This is a genomic window from Mesorhizobium sp. M1403, from assembly GCF_040317695.1.
Classification (GTDB): Bacteria; Pseudomonadota; Alphaproteobacteria; order Rhizobiales; family Rhizobiaceae; genus Mesorhizobium.
Genome location: NZ_JAMYKY010000018.1, coordinates 16,840 through 35,233, shown reverse-complemented (window position 1 = coordinate 35,233; position 18,394 = coordinate 16,840). Strand labels below are relative to the sequence as shown.

Sequence of the window (18,394 nt, the reverse complement as noted above, 5' to 3'; positions counted from 1 at the left end):
ATATTCGCGGCGTCGGGACAATCGAAGGGAACGCGGTTCTTGTTGCGGAAGATCGTAGCCCTCAAACGCGTGCTCTACGACGCGCTCGGCCATTTCAACACCGACGACGGCTGGGCAATGGCCAGCCATCTGGCGATCACCGCGCTGATGGCGCTTTTTCCTTTCCTGATCTTCGCCACGACGCTGGCGAGTTTTTTCGGCGCGCAGGCTTTCGCCGACACCGCCGTGCACCTTGTGTTCGACACATGGCCCGAGCAGATCGCCAAACCGATCGCGCGCGAAGTGCTCAACGTGCTTACCGTCCGGCGCAGCGACCTGTTGACCTACGGTATCGTGCTTGCCGGATACTTCGCCTCGAACGGCATCGAGGCGCTGCGCACCTCGCTCAACCGCGCCTATCGTGTCTCAGAAACGCGCGGCATCATCTACCGGCGGGTGCAGAGCATCATCTTCGTGCTGATCGCGACGGCCGGGTTTTTGGCGATCAGCGTGCTGCTGGTCTTTGCGCCGTTGCTGGCGCGGCTGGCCGAATCTCATCTTGAATGGATAAAACCCTATATGGGCACGATCACCCTCTGGCGTTACGTCATCGCCTCGGTCGTCATCATCGGCGGCCTGTTCGCCGTGCATTTCTGGTTGCCGGCCGGCAAGCGCCGGTTCGTTTCGATCGTGCCTGGCATTATCTTCACGCTGGTCGGCTGGCTCATCGGGTCGACCATCTTCGCCGCCTATCTCGACCATTTCTCGTCCTATGTGACGACCTATGCCGGCCTCGCCTCGATCATGATCGCCGTTGTCTTCCTCTACATCGTCTCGGCGATCTTCATCCTCGGCGGCGAGCTCAACGCCGCGATCAGCCGCTATTTGGAGGCGCGCGCCCGCGTCGGTGGCTGAGCCGTCGCCAGCCCGACGCCGAGCGTCGCGATCGCCATGCCGGCGATCTGGAGCGGGCTCAATTGCTCGCCGAACAATGCCCAGGCGATGACCGCGGTGACGGCCGGCACGAGGTAAAACAGCGAGGCGACCTTCGACATCTCGCCGTCGCGGATCATTACCATCAACAGGAAGATGGCACCGATCGACAGCACCAGCACGAGCCAGGCCGTGGCGAAGATCAGTTCGCCGTTGACGATCACCGTTCGGGTCTCGAAGGCGAGCGAGGCCAGAGCCATCACCGATGCGCCGCCGACATATTGCCAGAACGTGGCAGCCACCAGATCGCCGCCGGAGGCGAAACGCTTCTGCCAGATCGTGCCGGCGCTCATGCCGAGTACGGAGACCAGCGAGGCGCCCAATGTTTCGGCGGTCACGCCGCCGCCGAGCGCGCCGAGCTTCGGCCAGAGCACGATTACCACGCCGATCAACCCGAGGCCGAGACCGGCCCAGTGACGCGGCAGGATGGCCTCGCCCAGAAGCCGGCCGGCGAGCACTGCCGTGATCAGCGGCTGCAGGCCGACGATCAGGGCTGAAAGCCCTGCGGGCATGCCCCGGTGGATGGCCCAGAACACGCCGCCGAGATAGACCCCATGCATCAGGATGCCGGCGCCGGCCGCGTGCAGCGCCTCGTCGCGGGTGGCGCGGCTCGAACCAAGCGCGGCCATCAACGCGACAAGCAAGATTGCGGCCAGGACAAAGCGCGCAGCCAGGAAAGTAAAAGGCTCCGCCCACGGCATGGCATAGCGCGCGCCGATGAAGCCGGTCGCCCACAGGACGACGAAAGAGGCGGGGATGAACCGCTTGAGGCTGTGCATTTTCTGGAGGCCGCGGTGAATTCGGGTGAGGGATCGACTGCGGCGATTGCTTAATGCCGTTCGGGCCGGCAAGCAAAACCAAACGGTTGATCCATAGAGTCATTTGAATTGAAGGAGCGCCGTTGATGGCCGTCGGCTCACCGGTCTAAAGACCGACCAGCCGCCTGACATCGTCGGGCGAGGCGCCCGCCTTACGCTGGGCGGCAAGGCCGGTATCGCCAAGACTCTTCGACAGTTTTCGTCCATCCGGGCCGAGGATCAGGCGATGGTGAAAATAGGCCGGCTGCGGCAGGCCAAGCAGTTGCTGAAGCAGCCGCTGCACGCTGGTCGCGGAATAAAGGTCCTGGCCGCGCACGACATGGCTGACGCCCTGCAGCGCGTCGTCCATGGTGACCGCGAGGTGATAGCTGGTCGGGATTTCGCGGCGCGCCACGACCACGTCGCCCCAATCCTGCGGATGGGCTTCGACACGACGCGCCTCGGAGAGCGTCTCGTCCGTGTATTCGGCCCATGTCAGGTCCCTGCCGACCCGCGCCATTGCCGCATCGACGTCTAGCCGCCAGGCAAATGGTGCACCTTCGACGATGCGCCGCTTACGCTCGCTCGCCGGCAGCGCCTTGTCGGCGGCGGGATAGAGCGGCACGCCGTCCGGGTCGCGAGGCCAGTCGCGGCCGCGCTTTTCGCTGTCGGTGATGAAGGCGCGGATCTCACTTCTGCTCATGAAGGCTGGATAGACAAGCTCTTCCTCGATCAGCCGCTCGAGCATAGCCCGATATTCGGCAAAGTGCTCGGACTGGCGGCGCACCGGTTCCTCCCAGCCAAGCCCCAACCATTTCAGGTCGCGAAAAATGCCCGCCTCGAATTCCGGCGTGCAGCGTGTCGTGTCGATGTCCTCGATGCGCAGCAGCAGGCGTCCGCCCGCCGCCTTGGCCATTTTCTGGTTGAGCAGCGCCGAATAGGCGTGGCCGAGATGCAATTCGCCATTCGGGCTCGGCGCGAAGCGGAATGTCAGCAGTGTCATTGTCCGGCGGCAATCGGGTTGTGCGGCAGTTTCGCCAATTGCTACTTTGCGCCGGCAGCGTCGCGCGTCCAGAGGGGCGCGCAACGGAGCGTGCGGCACTTTTGATTTTGGAACAAGCAGACATGCAACGCATCGCCAGTCTCGACGACATTGCGCAAGGGCTGGACGCGCTGTGCCTGCTCGATCCGCGCCTGGACAAGGTGCGCGGCATGGCCGGCGAGGTGCCGCTCAGGCTGTCGGAGCCGGGCTTCAGAAGCCTTGCCTCGATCGTCGTTTCGCAACAAGTGTCCCGCGCGAGCGCCGATGCGATCTTCGGCCGGCTGACGAAACTGCTCGATCCGCTGACGCCACAGGCGATACTAGCCGCCGATGAGGCGGTCTTCCGCGAGGCCGGGCTGTCGCGGCCCAAGCAGCGCGGCCTGATTGCCGTGGCCCAGGCGGTGGCCGACGGGCTCGACCTCGATCACCTCTGCCAACTCGATGCGACGGTAGCGATCGCTGCCATGACCAAGGTGCCGGGCATCGGCCCGTGGACGGCTGAAGTCTACCTTTTGTTTGCCGCCGGACACCCAGATATCTTTCCGGCGCGCGATGTTGCGTTGCAGAGCGCGGTCGGCCATGCACTCGGCATCGAGCCGCGTCCGCCGGAGAAAATGCTGATCCGGCTTGCCGAATCATGGAGCCCGTGGCGCGGTGTCGCATCGCGGCTTTTCTGGGCTTATTGTCGCGAATTGAAGGGCAGGGATGCCGCGCCTCCGGCCTGAATCCGCAAAAAAGCATTGAAATCATGCGTTTTTGAGACCCGGCATGATCGACAATCCGCTTCACATCCCTGTCATGTCGGGCTTACAGTATCCGCGTCGACCGGTTCTAGGGTGAAGGAGGTCAACGACGTGACGGTTGCCGTATCTCCGGATGGGCTTCCAGCGCTGGTGCTGAATGCGGATTACCGTCCGCTCAGCTATTACCCCCTGTCGCTCTGGTCCTGGCAGGATGCCATCAAGGCGGTGTTCCTCGAGAGGGTGAACATCGTCGCCGAATACGAACACGCCGTCTCTTCGCCGACCTTTTCGATGAAGCTGCCGAGTGTCGTCAGCCTGAAGGCCTACGTGAAGCCGTCGAGGCATCCGGCGTTTACCCGGTTCAACGTCTTCCTGCGCGACCGTTTCCAGTGCCAATATTGCGGCACGCCGGACGATCTGACGTTCGACCATGTCATTCCGCGCCATCGCGGCGGCGCCACGACCTGGGAGAATGTCGTCGCTGCCTGCTCGCCCTGCAATCTGAGGAAGGGCGGCATGATGCCGGCCCACGCCAAGATGTGGCCGCTGCAGAAGCCCTACCAGCCGACGGTGCATGATTTGCATAATAACGGCCGGCTGTTCCCGCCCAACCATCTGCACGAAAGCTGGATGGATTATCTGTACTGGGATGTCGAACTGGAGCCTTGAGATCATCCGATAATTCGGGAGGCTGGCCGTCTGAAGCGATTTTCTGCGCTTCCGGCCTTCGCCGGCCGAAGCATTTATGAGCGGTCGTGGTGTGGTAGTTAAGGCTACGGCTGGCGTAGGCCGGTGCTCACGTACTTTAGTACGCTCCGCTCCGGTTCTCGATAATCACTTGATACGACTCAGCCTGCCGAATTCTTGAATAATCTCGCGTCGGCGCAAGGGTGAACCGCTCAATCGCGGGCAAAGGCGCTGCGGAAGGCTACGACTGCCAGGACAAAGCTGGCGATGGCGTTCCAGCCGGCCAAGGACAGGCCGAGGATGCGGAGCGCCGCCTTGTCGCAGGAGGGCGGGACGAATTTGTCGAGCGCGTCGAGCACGCCCTTGCCGCCGGTGTCCACCGGTCCGGCGGCTGCGGTGCAATCGGTCGGGCCCGGCCACCACGCCCATTCGACGCCGGAGTGATAAACGCTGAGATAGAGGCCGTAGAGCATCAGCAGGCCGCCAATGGCCAGCAGGCCACGGCTTATCCAGGCGGGCGCCTTAAGGGCCGACGCAAGCACCGCCAGCAGCATCAAGGGCACGCCGACATAGTAAGGGGTGCGCTGCTCGAGGCAGAGCTTGCAAGGGATGTAGCCGCCAACATACTGGAAGGCCAGCGCCGAGCCGACTGTGGCGGCCATGGCGACGGCGAGGAACAGGGCGGTGCGCAGCCGCTGGCGTCCGGTATCGGCATTCACGGTCGCTGTCATCGGACTCAGTCCATTCGGTTCGATGCCGTTCAGACGGCGTATTTGACGACGATATAGAGCAAAATCAGGGCAGCGGCGCCGGCGCCCGCAATGTGGCCAAGGCGCTTTTCGATGAAGTGGCGGATCGGCTCGCCATAGCGGCGCAAGAGCCAGGCGAGAAACAGGAAGCGAGCTCCGCGCGCAACGATTGCCAGCACGATGAACAGCAGCAAAGGAACGCCGATGACGCCGGACAGGATTGTCACCACCTTGATCGGCGGCAGATGGGCGAGGCCGGAGGTGACCAGCATCAGGATGATGAAGCCAACACCCGACGAGACGCGCATCGCCTCGAACTCGTCATATTTGCCGTAAAATTCGAGGATCGGCCGCGCCACCGCGTCATAGGCGTAGTGCCCGATGAACCAGCCGGCGATGCCGCCCAGCACCGAGGCGACGGTGGCGACCAGCGCGTAACGATAGGCGCGATCCGGCCGCGAAAGCGCCATCGGCAGATAGAGCACGTCGGCCGGCACCAGGAACACCGAGCTCTCGACGAAGGCGATGAAGGCCAGCCACCATTCGGCCGATTTGCTGGCCGCCAGCGACAAGGTCCAGTCGTAAAGTCCGCGAAGCATCGGCACTCCTAATGCACGCCCAAACCGGTAGTGGTCTTGGGTCACGACATGTACAAACAAGACTTGGAAGCGCGCCGTATCAATCTCGTCGGACAAGGTGCGCTTCAATGACATGCGCCGCCTGTCTAGAAAGATTTTCCGCGCTGCACAATGGCAGCTGCTTCACGAAATCGAAAGGCTGAGGCTTGAGCGAGCCCAGATGTCGGGATTTGGCCAGTTGACGACCAGGCCATGGCATCGAGCACCTGCCCGCCTGAAATGCGTCAAGGCAATATCTAATAAATCGTGGGTTTTCCCGTCGAACACGATCCGTGTTTAAATACGGCGATTTTTGTCACATCCTGTCTTTCCATCCGCCCTTTGCGCCGCCATGACGTTCTCCGATTTCATTTACCGCCCCTTTGAGACGCTCATCCGTCCGCTGGATATTCCACCCGGGCCGCTGCCAGCGAGCGGGCCGTTTGCGCTGCTCCTGCATTTCGCGAGGATGTTCCGCGGCACTCTTGCGGCCATTACCGTCTTGATGATGGCGATCGAGGGGATCAACCTTGCGACGATCTGGGGGGCCTCGTTCGTCGTCGACGGGGTGAGCGCGAAGGGCGCGGCGGTTTTCCTGCACGAGGACTGGCCGACGCTGGTCGTGCTCGGCGTGCTGGTTTTCCCCGTGCTGCCGTTGCTCATCTTCCTGGGCAATGCGCTGAACTCGCAGACGGTGGCCGTATGCATGCCGGCGGCGATGCAATGGCAGGGCCACAAGGCGGTGGAACGCCAGGACCTTGCCTTCTTCCACAATCTCTTCGCAGGTCAGGTTGCGTCGCGCATTTCGCAAGTCGCATCCGCCGTGCAGCAGCAGATCGTCGTGGCCTTTTACAGAATACCGCTGTTTCTGGTGCAGCTCGTCGGTTCGCTCGTTCTGCTTGGCGCGTTATCCTGGCCGCTGGCGCTTCCGGTGTTCGTCTGGATCGCCGCCAACATCGCCATTGCGGTGGTGGCGGTGCCCCAATATTCCGAACGCTCGCGCCGCTCGGCGCGGGGGCGCAGCCTTGTTGTCGGCGCCATGACCGACCTCTACAGCAACATCCAGATGGTCAAGCTGTTTGCGGCGGAAGACAGCGAGGCTGGCGCAATGCGCACCGTCATGGAAAACGCCATCGAGACCCAGCAGCGCGAAAGGCGCATCTATCTGACGACCGACATGGGCGTCGTCCTGCTCAATGTTGCGCTCTTTCTCACCAACGTTGCCATAGGGCTCTGGGGATTTGTCGCCGGCTTTGTCACGATTGGCCAGTTCGCCGCATCGATCGCCATCGTTCAGCGGCTCAATGCCAACTCCCGTGCCTTCCTGCAGATGGGCCAGCAGATTTTCCAGGCGGTGGGCACCATCCGCGACGCAATGCCGGTCGTGACGACGCCGCCGACTATAAAAGACGCGCCGAACGCCAACCCGCTCGACGTCACGGCCGGCGAAGTCGAGTTCAAGAACATCCAGTTCGAATACCGCGAGGGCCAAAGGGTGATCGAAGACCTGTCGCTCACCGTGCGCGCAGGCGAGAAGGTCGGGCTCGTCGGCCTCTCCGGGGCCGGCAAGTCGACCCTTGTCAGCCTGCTCCTAAGGTTCTTCGAGCTGAAGGGCGGCGCGATCCTGATCGATGGACAGGATCTCCGCAGCGTGACCCAGGCCAGCCTTCGGGAGAGCATCGGCGTCGTCACCCGGACGTCTCGCTGCTGCATCGCTCCGTCGGCGACAACATCCGCTACGGCCGGCCCGATGCCCCGCCGGAGGCGTTGGAGCACGCCGCGATGCTGGCCGAGGCCGACGGCTTCATCGCCGATCTCAGAGATGCTGAAGGCCGCACCCGCTACGACGCTTTCGTCGGCGATCGCGGCGTGAAGCTTTCCGGCGGCCAGCGCCAACGCGTCGCGATCGCCCGGGTGTTGCTCAAGGATGCGCCAATCCTGGTTCTCGATGAGGCGACGTCCGCACTGGACAGCGAAGCCGAGGCGGCGGTCCAGTCCAAGCTCGCGGTTCTGATGGAGGGCAAGACCGTGATCGCCATCGCCCATCGCCTGTCGACCATTGCCAGGATGGACCGGATCGTCGTCCTCGACAAAGGCCGCATCGTCGAGGAGGGAAAACCATCGGCGCTGTTGGAACGCGACGGGCTCTATGCCCGACTGTGGAAGCGTCAGACCGGCGGCTACATTGCCGACGCCATCGAGGAGATGTGAGCCGCCCTCGGTGATGATGTTTTGCTCACGGCCGGCTCGACACATTCTGCTTTCACTCCAGAAACCGGAATTGGCTGAACTCGTTTCCACCGTAGCGTTCGGAAGCCGATCATGAGCGAAGCCACAGTCCCGAACTCCCGTGCCGCCATTCTCGAGCGGCGATCTGCCGGCGTGCTGACATGGTCCGGCCCCGCCTTGATGTTGTTCGCGCGCTCGGCGTTCGCTGTTGCCGCGCAGGGCCTGGTTGCGGCCATTTATGCAGCGCACGGTTCGGCAACGCCCTGGCGCGACGCAGGGGCTTGGCTGCCGGCATACGGCAGTTTGATCGACGCGGGCTGCCTTGGTCTCCTGTGGTGGCTTGCACGGGCGCGAGGGCATCACGCTGCTCGATTTTATCAGCTTCGATCGCAAACGCTTGGGGCGCGATCTGTTGTTGGGGGTCGCGCTCATCCTCCCGAGCCTCGTTTTCATCTACGGTGGGATCATCGCCAGCAGCCTGTTGGTCTACGGCAACCCTGATGCACTGCAAATATACGGACCTTTGCCGCTCTTGCCTGCGCTTTACGGGGTGCTGATCTTTCCGTTGGTCTGGGGCATTACGGAGCAGACCACCTATAACGGCTATCTTCTGCCGCGTTTCCAAGTCTTGTCGGGAAGCACGGGATTTGCCGTTGCCGTCGTAGCGTTTTCCTGGTCGTTTCAGCACGCCGTGATGCCGCTGACGTTCGACCCACACTTTATGCTCTACCGGCTCTTGGCGCCTATCGCCCATTCGACATTCATCACCCTCGTGTACCTGCGCGTGCGCCGCATCCTGCCGCTGGCGACGGCGCATTGGCTCATGGATGGGGTGTCAGCATTCATCGGCATTCTGTGGCCGCTGTTGAGGTAGAAGGGTTCAAACGGGCTGAGATGCCCACTATGGACCGAAGCCTCCGATCGACGAAATCGAAAGCCTGGGCTTGGGCTAGATAGGGTCTCGGGAATTGGCCAGTTGACGAACAGGCCTCCAACCGTATAGTCCGCGCCCATCCAGGCCGCCCGGCCTGAGCCCCTATGGCGGAATTGGTAGACGCGCTCGACTCAAAATCGAGTTCCGCAAGGAGTGCTGGTTCGATCCCGGCTAGGGGCACCATTTCTTAAATTCCCACGCCACTTCTTATTAAACCCAAGGGCGTCGGTGGGATCGTCCACGACGCCCTCGACGGCATCGAATGGTTGCGTCTTGCCTGTTGCCGCAAGCTGCCCAAGCTTCCGCTGAACGGTGCGCGGACTAGACCCAAGCGCAATTGGGCGTTCCTCACCACCGCAATCGGGCGTGCTGCGGTCTCCGCCATCACGAGGGATGCGCCGCCAACTCCGCGGTCAGCTGGTATAGCCGAACCGGACATTCCGTGGATTGAGGCGCCGGTCTTGCTCGGCTATGCACATGGCATGACAACGACCGACGATATTGTCAGGCCTCTTTCCCTTACCGTGGGTCTTATTGCCCGCTTCTGGCCGCAACTGCTGCTTCTCGGCGCCATCGGCTATGTAGCGCGCGACCTCCTGCTCAACGCGGCAGTCACGGTGGGCCTCGTCAATCCCCTCGGCGGGATGGTTGTGCTTTCGCTGGTGGTGCTGACGAAGCTTCTGGTCATCGTGGCGATGTTCGTCGCCGTGCGTCCGGGACTGCCGGCACTCGCCTCGCTTCGCCAAATGTCGGCAAGCGGTGCGAAACAGGAGAAAACGTCTCAGCCCGCCGACCACTTGCTGGCGGTGACCGCGGCCGCCATCTTGCCCTTCTTCGCCTATTACGCCGCATGGGGATTCCTCGGCGACAGTGTGCGAGAATATTCGCGGCTGGCGCTCGAACGCATTCCGCTGGGAGAAAGCGCCGACATATTCGGCCTGCTGCGCTCCAGCGGCCTCATTGCGTCGATTGTCGGCTGCTGGTTGGTCCGCTGGTTCGCGAAGCGCATGAACAAAGGCGCGCGCAGGCCTTACTGGCGGCTGCTCGTCGTGGCGGCGGATGCAAGCTGGATTTTTATCGGGCTCTATGCGCTCGATATCTGGAAGGACGAGTTCATCACCTGGATCGGGGCTAGTGCGTTGCGCAGCGAACTCAGCATGGGCGCAGGATCGCTTGTCCTGTCGATCGCCGCTCACGCTGCCGAAGGCTTCACGCCGGTCGAGTTCAGGCAGCCCGGCATCCTGGAACAGGCGCAAAGCCTGTTCTTCTATGCGCTTCTGCCAATGGTCTGGCTGGTCATGGCGGCGATGATCAACGGCTACGAGCTGACGGCCGCTTCGGCAGCGGCCGCGCCGCCGCCGTCGCGCGGGTCCACCTGGCGCAAATGGTTGAGCGACTTCATCACGCATTTCCTCGGCGGCTACCGCTCGCGCTATGCGCCGATTTGGGCCTGTCTCAAGCTCACGCTCGGCGCAGGACTCGCGACGCTGCTCACCTTCGTCGTCGCCTACCGGCTGATCGGCTGGCTTTGCGCCTGGCTGTGGTTTGGCGCGACGCGGACGCTCGGCGCGCCAGACCTCGATACATGGCAGGTCGTCTTCAGCTTCGCCAGCGTGTTCATCGGCAGTCCGAGCGATCTTGACGGCGGCATAGTGCTCGACGCCTTGAGGATCGCGCTGCTGGCGGCGGTGCTTGAATATGCGGTGGCGGCGCAACGGCAGCCGCTGAGGGTCGCTACCTGAAGAGCAGATGGCGCGGCCTGGCGTTCGCCAGCGTGACCGACAGCGCAAGGCCGCTTGCCGTCGCCGGAATGACGAAAGTCTCGGCCATGCGCGCCGTGCCGCGCGTGCCGGCGCCCTGGAAGGCCAGCCCGCCGCAGCGGGGCTTGTCGGCTGCCTCGGGCTGCATCTTGCGCACGACGGGCCGGGTCAGGAAGGCAGGCAGCCAGCGGCGGCCTTCGGCGTCTGTGAGCACAACGGCGCAGGGGCTTTCTGCAAGGAGACCAGGATCCTCGATCCTCGCCTCGAATTCGGCCAGCACGACGGCTTCATCTGCCGAGCCGCCGGGCAGGCGCGACAGCGTTGTCAGCCGCCATTCGGCCCCGGCGTAGCGCTGCGACTCACCCCTGTCGACCGCGATCGGGTCGCGGTCGCTACCGGATCGCCATGCCTCCAGGCTTTCCCAGGAATGCACCAGCACTGCAACCGGCAGGGCGAAGCCCAGCCCAGCAAGGCTCAGCCAGTAGCGGCGTCTCTCGGCACGGGAAATGGCCTCCGCCATCACTCGGTCTCCAGCGTCCAAGGCATCGGGCCATCGCTCCGGCGGATCGTCACGGCGCCAGGGATGTCGCCCACCGCAAGTTCGGTGATTGCCACCCGGACCTCTTCACCCAGCGGTGTGAATGCCGATGGCGCGACCAGCACGGTTCCGCCCGCAAGTTCGTTTTCCGGGACTTCGAAAGCCATGAGCACGGGCTTTGGCAGTCCCGGCTCCAGCCGCTCTGCCGGCAGCATTGCCGGCATGGTGGAAATGCGCTGGCTGAGAGAATAGCGCAACCCGCTCGGGCCGAGCCATTCGGCGGAGGTCAGGGTCAGGCTCTCGCGTTTTGCTTCGGCGGCGGCCTCGACCAGGACCCAGACCCCGGAAGTGGTGTAGGTCCGGGTCTGGCCAAAGCGCTCGATCCTTACGGTACGCGCGAGATGCACGTCGCCGACGGCCAGCGCGAAGGCGCGTGCGTCGGTGCGCTTACCCTGCTCGCCAGCAATCGAGACGGGCGAGGTGATGTTGCTGTAGAGCGGGGTAGTCCGCTGCATTGCGTAGAGGATCGCCGCCGCGAAGATGATCGCGCCGGTTTCCTTGAGACCTGTTCTCATTGCCCCGGCCCGACGACCATTTCGGTCTTTACCGGCAATGCCACGATCGGGACCGGATCGCGATCGAACCAGCCCGAGCCGCCGTAGAGATTGTCACGCCGCTTGTAGATCTGGCTGCCCACCACGAGACGCAGATCCTGCGGCAGCGGCTGCGCCTTCGGCCACTCCCAGGCGGCGATCATGTGTTCCGGTATGCCGGGATGGACGCCGCTTGCGATCCATTTGTCGCGTGCAAGATAGAAGGCCGGCGCCTGCACGTCCGTGATCGGCGGGTCGATGTCAAACATGGACGCGAAGGCGTTGCTGGTCGCCGCCGAGCGGTTGTCGAGGTCGAATTCGACCATCAAAAAGGTCTTCGGCTGGGACGGCTCGGTTCCCGTCGGCGGAACCGAGCCGGTTCGGGCACCGCGAAACGTAATAACCCAGCGCCCGGTGTCGATGGGCTCGCCGGCTGCGACCGTTGGAGTTGGCCGCGAGTTGGATGCTTCATACACCGTCATTGCGAATGACGCGGCGGCCGCCGCGAGGCCACCAAGGCCGGCGACGAGAAACGCAAAAAGACGCTGCCGCAAAGTCGATCGCTGTCCGACGGACATGTTTCCTCCCGCGGACTATCCACCAGACCCGAGCCACAGATGCAACCTGGAGAGGTGAGCTATGCGGTAACATTTATGGCACAATTCGAAACAGCTTCGTCTTGGATCGTGCTGCGGGCCGGACCCGCCGCCGTGCCTAGCGGAGGGCCGCCACGACGTCGGCGAAATCGGCCCGCTTGCCATTGTCGGCGCGGCGCAATTGCACCTCGACGGGCCTGCCGTCGGATTGGTCGCAGTAGAAGATGGGTCCGGGCCGCACCCATTTGTCGCCCCACTCGGTCAGCGCGATGATGACCGTTTTGAATTCCAGCCCCTTTCGGGTCAGGACGTATTCGGCCTGCTCGCCGGCGGCACCCGGACGACGGTCCATCAGGCCGGCCTCGACGAAATCCTCGAGGCGCTTGGCCAGGATGTTGGTGGCAATCCCCAGGCTCTTCTGGAATTGCGAAAAGCGCGTGTAGCCGCCGAACATCGCGTCGCGCAGGATCAACAGGCTCCAGCGCTCGCCGACCAGCTCCAGGGCGCGTGAGGCCGAGCAGTTCTGTTTTTCATAAAGACGACCAAGCATGGCGTGAACATACCCTGTTGACTTGCATCATGCAAGTATGCATTGTGCTTGCATGATGCAAGCGATGGAGCTCGAGAGAGCGTCGCTCACTTCATCGCCCGAGACTTGGGTGCCCATCAACCGTCGGATCCAGACAGGAGATATGTCATGAAAAAGGATGAAGATTACACGACGTCATTTGTCGTTGAGCAAAGCCCGGAAGAGGTTTTTGCGGCGGTTGTCAATCCGCGCGCCTGGTGGTCCGAAGACATCGACGGCGATACCAACAAGCTCGGTGCGATATTCTACTATCACTTCAAGGATATCCACCGCGGTACCTTCAAGGTTACGGAGCTTGTGCCCGGCAAGAAGGTCGTCTGGCACGTCGTCCAGAACTACTTCAACTTCGTCAAGGATGCGACCGAGTGGACCGGCACGGACGTGGTCTTCGAGATCGCGCCGACCGACAAGGGTACCGAGCTGCGCTTCACCCATGTCGGGCTGAAGCCGAGTGAAGAATGCTACGACGTCTGCCATGACTCCTGGCGCTTCTATGTCGCGAGTCTTCGCGACCTGATTTCGACGGGCAAGGGGCAGCCCAACAAGGGCGAAGAGAACGCCAATCCAACGGTCGTGCCGCAAAACGAGAACATCGGCCTCGAGCGCAAGACAGCGAGCGATGGCGCCGAGATGATCGTCATGACGACGGCAGCGGCGAAGCCCGGCATCGAGAGCAAGGTGCGGGATGCCCTGCGGGACGTAGCCGGCGCGGCCCGCAAGCAAAGCGGATGCATCGACTACAGCGTCTTTCGCTCGGAGGCAGAGCCGAACGTTACCATCTGCGTCGAGCGCTGGGCATCGAAGCAGGAGCGCGACGCTTTTCTGGGCTCGGCGGACGCGAAGAATTTCGTTTCGGCCATAACCGGCGCCTTCCTGGAGCGGCCTTCGCCGATCTCCTACACGACATTGGAAGTCGGGTCCTGATTGCAAGGGTTCGCCCGGCGACGGTGCCGGTGCCGGCTGCCCTGGAGCAATGCAATGGGGGACGGCATCCAAGCATGGAACAGAAAATTATAACCTACTTGCATGATGCAAGAACGAATGGCTTGCATTCATGCAAGTAGGAGGAGAGATCGCCGTGCCAAAATCGATGGAAGTCACAGACAAGGCCGTTCTGGTAACCGGGGCCAACCGCGGCCTCGGCAAGGCGCTGGTCGAGGAAATATTGAGGCGGGGTGCCAAGCGCGTCTATGCCGGCGCGCGCAAACCGCTCGCCCACGCGGATCGGCGTGTCACGCCGCTGATCCTGGACGTGACCGATACGGCGCAGATTGAGGCGGCTGTCGAAAGGGTCGGGTCTCTCGATATCCTCATCAACAATGCTGGCATCGGGCTCTACGACGACCTTGGCGATCGTGCTGCGCTCGAGCGACACCTCGCCGTCAACCTGCTCGGCGTACACGGCGTAACCGACGCATTCCTGCCGCTGCTCACGAGTTCGCGCGGCGCCGTGGTCAACATCCTGTCGGAAGCGGCCCTCGTTCCCTTCCCGATTATTCCGTCCTACTCGCTGTCGAAGGCCGCCGCGTTCTCCATGACGCAATCGCTCCGTGCTCTCGCCGGCGCTCGTGGCGTGAGCGTTCATGCGGTCCTGTCCGGTCCCATAGACACCGACATGAGCAGAGACGCCGACATCCCGAAGAGCTCTGCGGAGAGCGTCGCGAAAGGTATCCTGGACGGCATGGCGCGAGGGGAGGAGGAAATTTTCCCCGATCCAAAATCGGCGTCCATGGCCGAGAGCTGGCGCGGCAGCGCGTTCAAGGCGCTCGAACGCCAGATGGCGGCTTTCGTCCAAGCCATGCCCGCCAAGTCATAGGCGACCGCGCTGCGAGCCCAACGGCCCCGCAGCGAATGCGCTATGGCGAAATTGCCCTAGGCTGCCGATGCGTCGCCGGTTCGATCCGGGCTGAGGGCACCATTTTCTTCCGGGAAACCTCGAGAGGTTACTTGGGCGTTATCCCAGGAGCGTCCTCTGGGATAACGTCTGAGATCCGGCAGCCCTTCCTGGCAAGCTGCGGATCGCAGCCCGAGCCGCTATCACATCGGCCCCGGCACCATCTTGGTCGGCTGCTCCGGCATCGGAAACGCATAATTGTCGCATTTCACGTCCGGGTTCGTCGGGCTGAACATTCCGAGCGGGTTCTCCTTGAACAGCCAGGCGTGAAGGTCGTAGTGGTGGAACTCCTTCGGGATGAGCGGATAATGCCCCTCCATAGGCCCCATGAATGTCTGGCCGAAGAGCTTCGGCGGCTCCTTGGTGTCCGGCGTCAAGGGCACGAGCCATTCCACACCGACCAGGCGCAATTCGCCGCCGACCGGCTCATAGATCAGCACATTGGGGCGCGTCGGATCCGCGGTCGGGCCGACAGTCGTGACGTTGACGAAATGGATGCCCATCGCGCCCTTCGGGTAGTCCATCGCTCCCTCTACCTTTTCGCCGCTGTAGAAGACGCATCCAACCGTCGACAGATAAAGCTCGCGAATGGCAACCTTGTAGTCTTCATACCTGGACAGCGATTTACGCAGGGCATCGATCTCGGCCTTGTCGGGTTCGGCGGCCCGAGGAGCGGCGGCGTTCAGACACGCGCCGACGAGACCTGCCAATGTGAGGATACCGAGACGCCTGAGGTGAGTTGTTTTCGTCATGCATTCCTCCCAGATTTTTCTTCTGGCCGTGCGGGACCGAGGCGGCAGTGATGCTGGACGCGCGGCCGTAATTGATCGCCTCATCCCTGTTGGGACTGCGTCGATGCTAATCCTTTCCGCTGATCGGGAGAATTAACCCTGACGACCTAGGCCCGAGCAGGTCGATGGTGCGGAGACGGTCGGCTGGGCCGGGTCCCCCTTTGGACCCGATGCGCTACCGTCGCCGCAGCAGGCTTCTCATCCGGTTGCGCAGCAGGCGCGCCATGTTGCGGGTCTCGCGGTAGAGGTGAAGCTGCGAGGCCGCCTGGCGGGCGGGGCGGTCGGCGTCCGGCGTCAGCCCGATCACCAGCGTGCCCATCGGCTTGCGTTCGCTCCACAGCCGGCTCATCACGGGGTGGTCGGGCACCGCGCAGGAATCGGTCATCATGATGTTGGGGTCGTCGAGATGCTGCCTGGTCACCTCGATCATCAGCAGCGTGCCCGGCGAATAGGCGGCGAGCGTCTCGTCATAGGCGGTCTTCCAGGTATAGGCGACGCCGGCCTCGACGAAGACGACCAGGCAGGCGATGGTGCGGCCGTCGAGCGTCAGCGAATGGATGCGGCAAAGATCCTGCTCGGCCAGCCGGTGCACCGCCTCGCGGGCGAAGGCGGCGCGGTAGCGGTCGATGGCCATGGCGGTGCGCTCGCGGCCTTTCCAGCCGGCGGCCTCCAATGTCAGGAAATTTTCGATGGCGTGGCGGATCTCGTCGGGCCCGCGCGCCACGACATGCTCCAGCCGGCCGAGGTCGGCGAGGCGGCGCTTCAGGCGGCGAAACTCGCGATAATGGTGCGCGCGCAGCGAAGCCTTCAGATACGCCTCGCCGTCGAGCTCGCTTTCGAGCACCGGGCGGTCGGCCTTGCCGGTGGTGACCAGCGTCAGGCCGCGCGTCTCGGCGACGCTGGCGAGCAGGCTCGCCACCGGACCATCCAGCCTTATGTCGGGCAGCACGAAGACCTTCGGCAGCTTGAGATGCGGCCTGGACAGCATCGAGAAGAAATCCTCGATGACGCCGATCGGATCGTCGCGATCGACCAGCGGCGTGCCGATCGGGCCGAACGGGCTCGACCAGGTGCGCATGACGGGAATCCCGAGCGGCACCATCGGCCGCTCGACCGAGAACGGCACCAGCAGGCGCAGCCGGTTGCGATACTGGTCGCCGTCGCGGATGACCGCCAGCCGCACCTCGCGGTCCTCGAGCCTGGGCATGGCCGGAGCCAGGAAGCGCGGATTGAAGAAGACGTTCGGCTCGATCGTGCGGGTGCAGAGATAGTCGAGCTCCTCGACCAGGTCGAAGCCGGCGGAGGCCGGATAGATGGCAAGCTTGCGCTCGGGCCGGTTGTTGGCGAGGATCTCGACATGGGCGGGATCGGCTTCGCGCGCAAGCCCGGCAAGGCCGGACACCATGGCGCCGGCCGGGCCGCCGCTGGTTTCCTCGAGCAAGGGGACGGCAGCCATCAGGCGGCTCCTTTGGCGGGCACGAAAATGACCATGGCGATGCCGAGCTTGCGCCAGACCGTGAAGGACAGCGCGCCGGCCTCGAAGATCATGGCGAAGACGGTGGCCATCGCTGCGCCCCACAGACCGAAGAGCGGGATCAGCACGACGCTGAGCGCGATGTTGAAGGCCAGCGTCATGGCGTAGACGGCGGCGCAGATGTTCTGGTTGCCGCTCATGGTGAGCAGGCTTTCGCAAGGGCCGACGGCGGCCCGGGCGACGACGCCGAACACCAAAAGGAACAGCAGCGGATAGCCGGCGGCAAATTCCGGGCCGAACAAGGTCAGCATCGGCTCGCCCAGGGCCAGCACCAGCAGCGCCATCGCCAGCGACGGCCAGAACGTCCACGACACGGTTTCGCGGGCGAAGGCGGCGAGCTTGTGCGGCTCGCCATGGGTGAACTGCGCATAGCGCTGGGCAACGCCGGCCTTGACAGCGAAATAGACGAAATGCACCAGCGCCAGTGTCTTGACGGTGGCGAAATAGACGGCGACGTCGTTGGGTTCGAGATAGGCGCCGACCATCAGCACGTCGGCATTGGTGAGCAGGAAGAAGAAGCTCTCGACCAGGAAGATCGGCAGCGAGACGATGAACCATTGGCCGAAATGCAGCTTCATCGGCCCGGCCGGGATACGTCTGTCCATACGCGAGGTGACGCCGATGAGCTGGCCGAGCGTGGTGGCATAGGTGGCGGCGATCGCGGCGAAGATTGCCGTCCTGGCGTCGGGCGCGTAGCCCGCCAGCAGCATCAGCGCCATGAACGCCAGGATCAGCAGCGGCCGCACCAGGAAGGTCGGCGACAGCGCAAACAGCGCCCAGGAATTGGCCCGCGCCAGCCCTTGCAGAAGATCGGACATGGCGATCATCGGCAGGCAGATGATGCCGAGGATGAACGGCACGACATAATAGCCTTCGATAAAGGGCGACAGCAGCCAGACGCCGAGCGCGCCGAGGCCGGCGATCACGGTGGAGGCAATCAACACGAACAGCCGGCTGGCCCGCACGATGCCGCGCAATTCGGCCATCATGCCGCGCTCGCGATATTCGGGAATGAAGCGGATGACTGAGGTGTGGAAACCGAGGCAGGCGAGATTGCCGACGATGACCATCGTCACCCAGACGAGGACGAAAATACCGTATTCGAACGAGCCCATCCAGCGCGCCATCAGGACCTGGCTGACGAAGGCGATGACGGCGCTGACGATGCGGACCGAAAAGGCGATCAGCGACATGCGGCCGGCCTCGCCGCGCTCGCCTGCGGTGAACAGCACGGCATCGATCAGGCCAAGCAGCGGCCTGATGCGCAGCGCAAGGCGCTGCGGCAAGAACCGCCCGGCTGTCGTCGCCGCGGAAAAGCGCACCCCGATC

Annotated in this window: 18 protein-coding genes, 1 tRNA gene and 1 pseudogene; 9 read left to right on the top strand and 11 right to left on the bottom strand. The window is 63.4% G+C overall.

Annotated features, from left to right (window positions below; genetic code table 11):
* The first annotated feature begins 39 nt into the window (after positions 1 to 39).
* On the top strand, positions 40 to 894 hold the full coding sequence (locus NKH01_RS24585; protein WP_031194564.1) for a YihY/virulence factor BrkB family protein: 855 nt from the start codon (positions 40 to 42) through the stop codon (positions 892 to 894).
* On the opposite strand, the gene NKH01_RS24580 is transcribed toward NKH01_RS24585, so the two are convergent.
* Both NKH01_RS24580 and gluQRS read right to left on the bottom strand, forming a co-directional pair.
* Positions 861 to 1,751 carry a DMT family transporter gene (locus NKH01_RS24580; RefSeq protein ID WP_352483529.1) on the bottom strand — a complete coding sequence of 297 codons (891 nt, stop codon included), beginning with the start codon at positions 1,749 to 1,751 and terminating at the stop codon, positions 861 to 863. The genes NKH01_RS24585 and NKH01_RS24580 overlap by 34 nt on opposite strands.
* A gap of 145 nt (positions 1,752 to 1,896) precedes the next feature.
* Positions 1,897 to 2,772: a tRNA glutamyl-Q(34) synthetase GluQRS gene (gene gluQRS / locus NKH01_RS24575; protein ID WP_352495608.1), complete on the bottom strand. Its 876-nt coding sequence runs from the start codon at positions 2,770 to 2,772 to the stop codon at positions 1,897 to 1,899.
* A 122-nt stretch (positions 2,773 to 2,894) separates the two neighbouring features.
* Here gluQRS and NKH01_RS24570 point away from each other — a divergent pair, with 122 nt between their 5' ends.
* Both NKH01_RS24570 and NKH01_RS24565 read left to right on the top strand, forming a co-directional pair.
* Positions 2,895 to 3,536 carry a DNA-3-methyladenine glycosylase family protein gene (locus tag NKH01_RS24570; RefSeq protein ID WP_353022836.1) on the top strand — a complete coding sequence of 214 codons (642 nt, stop codon included), beginning with the start codon at positions 2,895 to 2,897 and terminating at the stop codon, positions 3,534 to 3,536.
* Between the two features lie 129 nt (positions 3,537 to 3,665).
* Positions 3,666 to 4,223 (top strand): HNH endonuclease, encoded by a 558-nt coding sequence (locus NKH01_RS24565; RefSeq protein WP_023677956.1) that lies wholly within the window; start codon positions 3,666 to 3,668, stop codon positions 4,221 to 4,223.
* Positions 4,224 to 4,453: 230 nt separating this feature from the next.
* On the opposite strand, the gene NKH01_RS24560 is transcribed toward NKH01_RS24565, so the two are convergent.
* Both NKH01_RS24560 and NKH01_RS24555 read right to left on the bottom strand, forming a co-directional pair.
* On the bottom strand, positions 4,454 to 4,972 hold the full coding sequence (locus tag NKH01_RS24560; protein WP_023721064.1) for a disulfide bond formation protein B: 519 nt from the start codon (positions 4,970 to 4,972) through the stop codon (positions 4,454 to 4,456).
* A 29-nt stretch (positions 4,973 to 5,001) separates the two neighbouring features.
* Entirely contained in the window at positions 5,002 to 5,589 is a 588-nt protein-coding gene (locus NKH01_RS24555; protein ID WP_352483530.1) for a YqaA family protein, read from the bottom strand.
* 370 nt (positions 5,590 to 5,959) lie between these two features.
* Here NKH01_RS24555 and NKH01_RS24550 point away from each other — a divergent pair.
* The 4 genes and pseudogenes from NKH01_RS24550 (at position 5,960) to NKH01_RS24535 (ending at position 10,512) form a co-directional block, all read left to right on the top strand.
* Positions 5,960 to 7,818, top strand: a pseudogene (locus tag NKH01_RS24550) (ABC transporter ATP-binding protein).
* A 358-nt stretch (positions 7,819 to 8,176) separates the two neighbouring features.
* Positions 8,177 to 8,710, top strand: a complete 534-nt coding sequence (locus tag NKH01_RS24545; protein WP_023721061.1) for a CPBP family glutamic-type intramembrane protease — start codon at positions 8,177 to 8,179, stop codon at positions 8,708 to 8,710.
* Positions 8,711 to 8,868: 158 nt separating this feature from the next.
* Positions 8,869 to 8,953 (top strand) — tRNA-Leu (locus tag NKH01_RS24540).
* Positions 8,954 to 9,252: 299 nt separating this feature from the next.
* Positions 9,253 to 10,512 (top strand): hypothetical protein, encoded by a 1,260-nt coding sequence (locus tag NKH01_RS24535; RefSeq protein WP_353022833.1) that lies wholly within the window; start codon positions 9,253 to 9,255, stop codon positions 10,510 to 10,512.
* Here NKH01_RS24535 and NKH01_RS24530 read toward each other — a convergent pair.
* The 4 genes from NKH01_RS24530 to NKH01_RS24515 form a co-directional block, all read right to left on the bottom strand.
* Entirely contained in the window at positions 10,505 to 11,050 is a 546-nt protein-coding gene (locus NKH01_RS24530) for a hypothetical protein (protein WP_353022831.1), read from the bottom strand. The two genes, NKH01_RS24535 and NKH01_RS24530, sit on opposite strands and share 8 nt — an antisense overlap.
* Positions 11,050 to 11,643 carry a hypothetical protein gene (locus tag NKH01_RS24525; protein WP_023721058.1) on the bottom strand — a complete coding sequence of 198 codons (594 nt, stop codon included), beginning with the start codon at positions 11,641 to 11,643 and terminating at the stop codon, positions 11,050 to 11,052. Before NKH01_RS24525 ends, NKH01_RS24530 begins: the two co-directional genes overlap by 1 nt.
* Positions 11,640 to 12,239: a hypothetical protein gene (locus NKH01_RS24520; protein WP_353022829.1), complete on the bottom strand. Its 600-nt coding sequence runs from the start codon at positions 12,237 to 12,239 to the stop codon at positions 11,640 to 11,642. Before NKH01_RS24520 ends, NKH01_RS24525 begins: the two co-directional genes overlap by 4 nt.
* Before the next feature lie 136 nt (positions 12,240 to 12,375).
* Entirely contained in the window at positions 12,376 to 12,807 is a 432-nt protein-coding gene (locus tag NKH01_RS24515; protein ID WP_023721056.1) for a winged helix-turn-helix transcriptional regulator, read from the bottom strand.
* 147 nt (positions 12,808 to 12,954) lie between these two features.
* Between NKH01_RS24515 and NKH01_RS24510 the strand changes: the two genes are divergently transcribed.
* Together NKH01_RS24510 and NKH01_RS24505 are read left to right on the top strand one after the other, a co-directional pair.
* Complete coding sequence (locus tag NKH01_RS24510) at positions 12,955 to 13,770, top strand: antibiotic biosynthesis monooxygenase (RefSeq protein WP_352909938.1); 816 nt, start codon at positions 12,955 to 12,957, stop codon at positions 13,768 to 13,770.
* Positions 13,771 to 13,924: 154 nt separating this feature from the next.
* Entirely contained in the window at positions 13,925 to 14,662 is a 738-nt protein-coding gene (locus NKH01_RS24505; protein ID WP_352483536.1) for an SDR family NAD(P)-dependent oxidoreductase, read from the top strand.
* A gap of 221 nt (positions 14,663 to 14,883) precedes the next feature.
* Here NKH01_RS24505 and NKH01_RS24500 read toward each other — a convergent pair whose 3' ends face one another.
* From NKH01_RS24500 to NKH01_RS24490, 3 genes are all read right to left on the bottom strand, one after another.
* On the bottom strand, positions 14,884 to 15,492 hold the full coding sequence (locus NKH01_RS24500; RefSeq protein ID WP_023721053.1) for a hypothetical protein: 609 nt from the start codon (positions 15,490 to 15,492) through the stop codon (positions 14,884 to 14,886).
* Positions 15,493 to 15,706: 214 nt separating this feature from the next.
* Entirely contained in the window at positions 15,707 to 16,987 is a 1,281-nt protein-coding gene (locus NKH01_RS24495; RefSeq protein WP_023721052.1) for a GNAT family N-acetyltransferase, read from the bottom strand.
* Positions 16,987 to 18,387: a lipopolysaccharide biosynthesis protein gene (locus NKH01_RS24490; RefSeq protein WP_353022912.1), complete on the bottom strand. Its 1,401-nt coding sequence runs from the start codon at positions 18,385 to 18,387 to the stop codon at positions 16,987 to 16,989. Before NKH01_RS24490 ends, NKH01_RS24495 begins: the two co-directional genes overlap by 1 nt.
* Positions 18,388 to 18,394 lie beyond the last annotated feature (7 nt).

Excerpts from the sequence above, each read along its gene's own strand:
- NKH01_RS24535 (WP_353022833.1), top strand. The coding sequence starts at position 9,253 with ATGACAACGACCGACGATATTGTCAGGCCTCTTTCCCTTACCGTGGGT.
- gluQRS (WP_352495608.1), bottom strand. The coding sequence starts at position 2,772 with ATGACACTGCTGACATTCCGCTTCGCGCCGAGCCCGAATGGCGAATTG.
- NKH01_RS24525 (WP_023721058.1), bottom strand. The coding sequence starts at position 11,643 with ATGAGAACAGGTCTCAAGGAAACCGGCGCGATCATCTTCGCGGCGGCG.
- NKH01_RS24510 (WP_352909938.1), top strand. The coding sequence starts at position 12,955 with ATGAAAAAGGATGAAGATTACACGACGTCATTTGTCGTTGAGCAAAGC.
- NKH01_RS24555 (WP_352483530.1), bottom strand. The coding sequence starts at position 5,589 with ATGCTTCGCGGACTTTACGACTGGACCTTGTCGCTGGCGGCCAGCAAA.
- NKH01_RS24520 (WP_353022829.1), bottom strand. The coding sequence starts at position 12,239 with ATGTCCGTCGGACAGCGATCGACTTTGCGGCAGCGTCTTTTTGCGTTT.
- NKH01_RS24495 (WP_023721052.1), bottom strand. The coding sequence starts at position 16,987 with ATGGCTGCCGTCCCCTTGCTCGAGGAAACCAGCGGCGGCCCGGCCGGC.
- NKH01_RS24580 (WP_352483529.1), bottom strand. The coding sequence starts at position 1,751 with ATGCACAGCCTCAAGCGGTTCATCCCCGCCTCTTTCGTCGTCCTGTGG.
- NKH01_RS24515 (WP_023721056.1), bottom strand. The coding sequence starts at position 12,807 with ATGCTTGGTCGTCTTTATGAAAAACAGAACTGCTCGGCCTCACGCGCC.
- NKH01_RS24570 (WP_353022836.1), top strand. The coding sequence starts at position 2,895 with ATGCAACGCATCGCCAGTCTCGACGACATTGCGCAAGGGCTGGACGCG.
- NKH01_RS24500 (WP_023721053.1), bottom strand. The coding sequence starts at position 15,492 with ATGACGAAAACAACTCACCTCAGGCGTCTCGGTATCCTCACATTGGCA.
- NKH01_RS24530 (WP_353022831.1), bottom strand. The coding sequence starts at position 11,050 with ATGGCGGAGGCCATTTCCCGTGCCGAGAGACGCCGCTACTGGCTGAGC.
- NKH01_RS24560 (WP_023721064.1), bottom strand. The coding sequence starts at position 4,972 with ATGACAGCGACCGTGAATGCCGATACCGGACGCCAGCGGCTGCGCACC.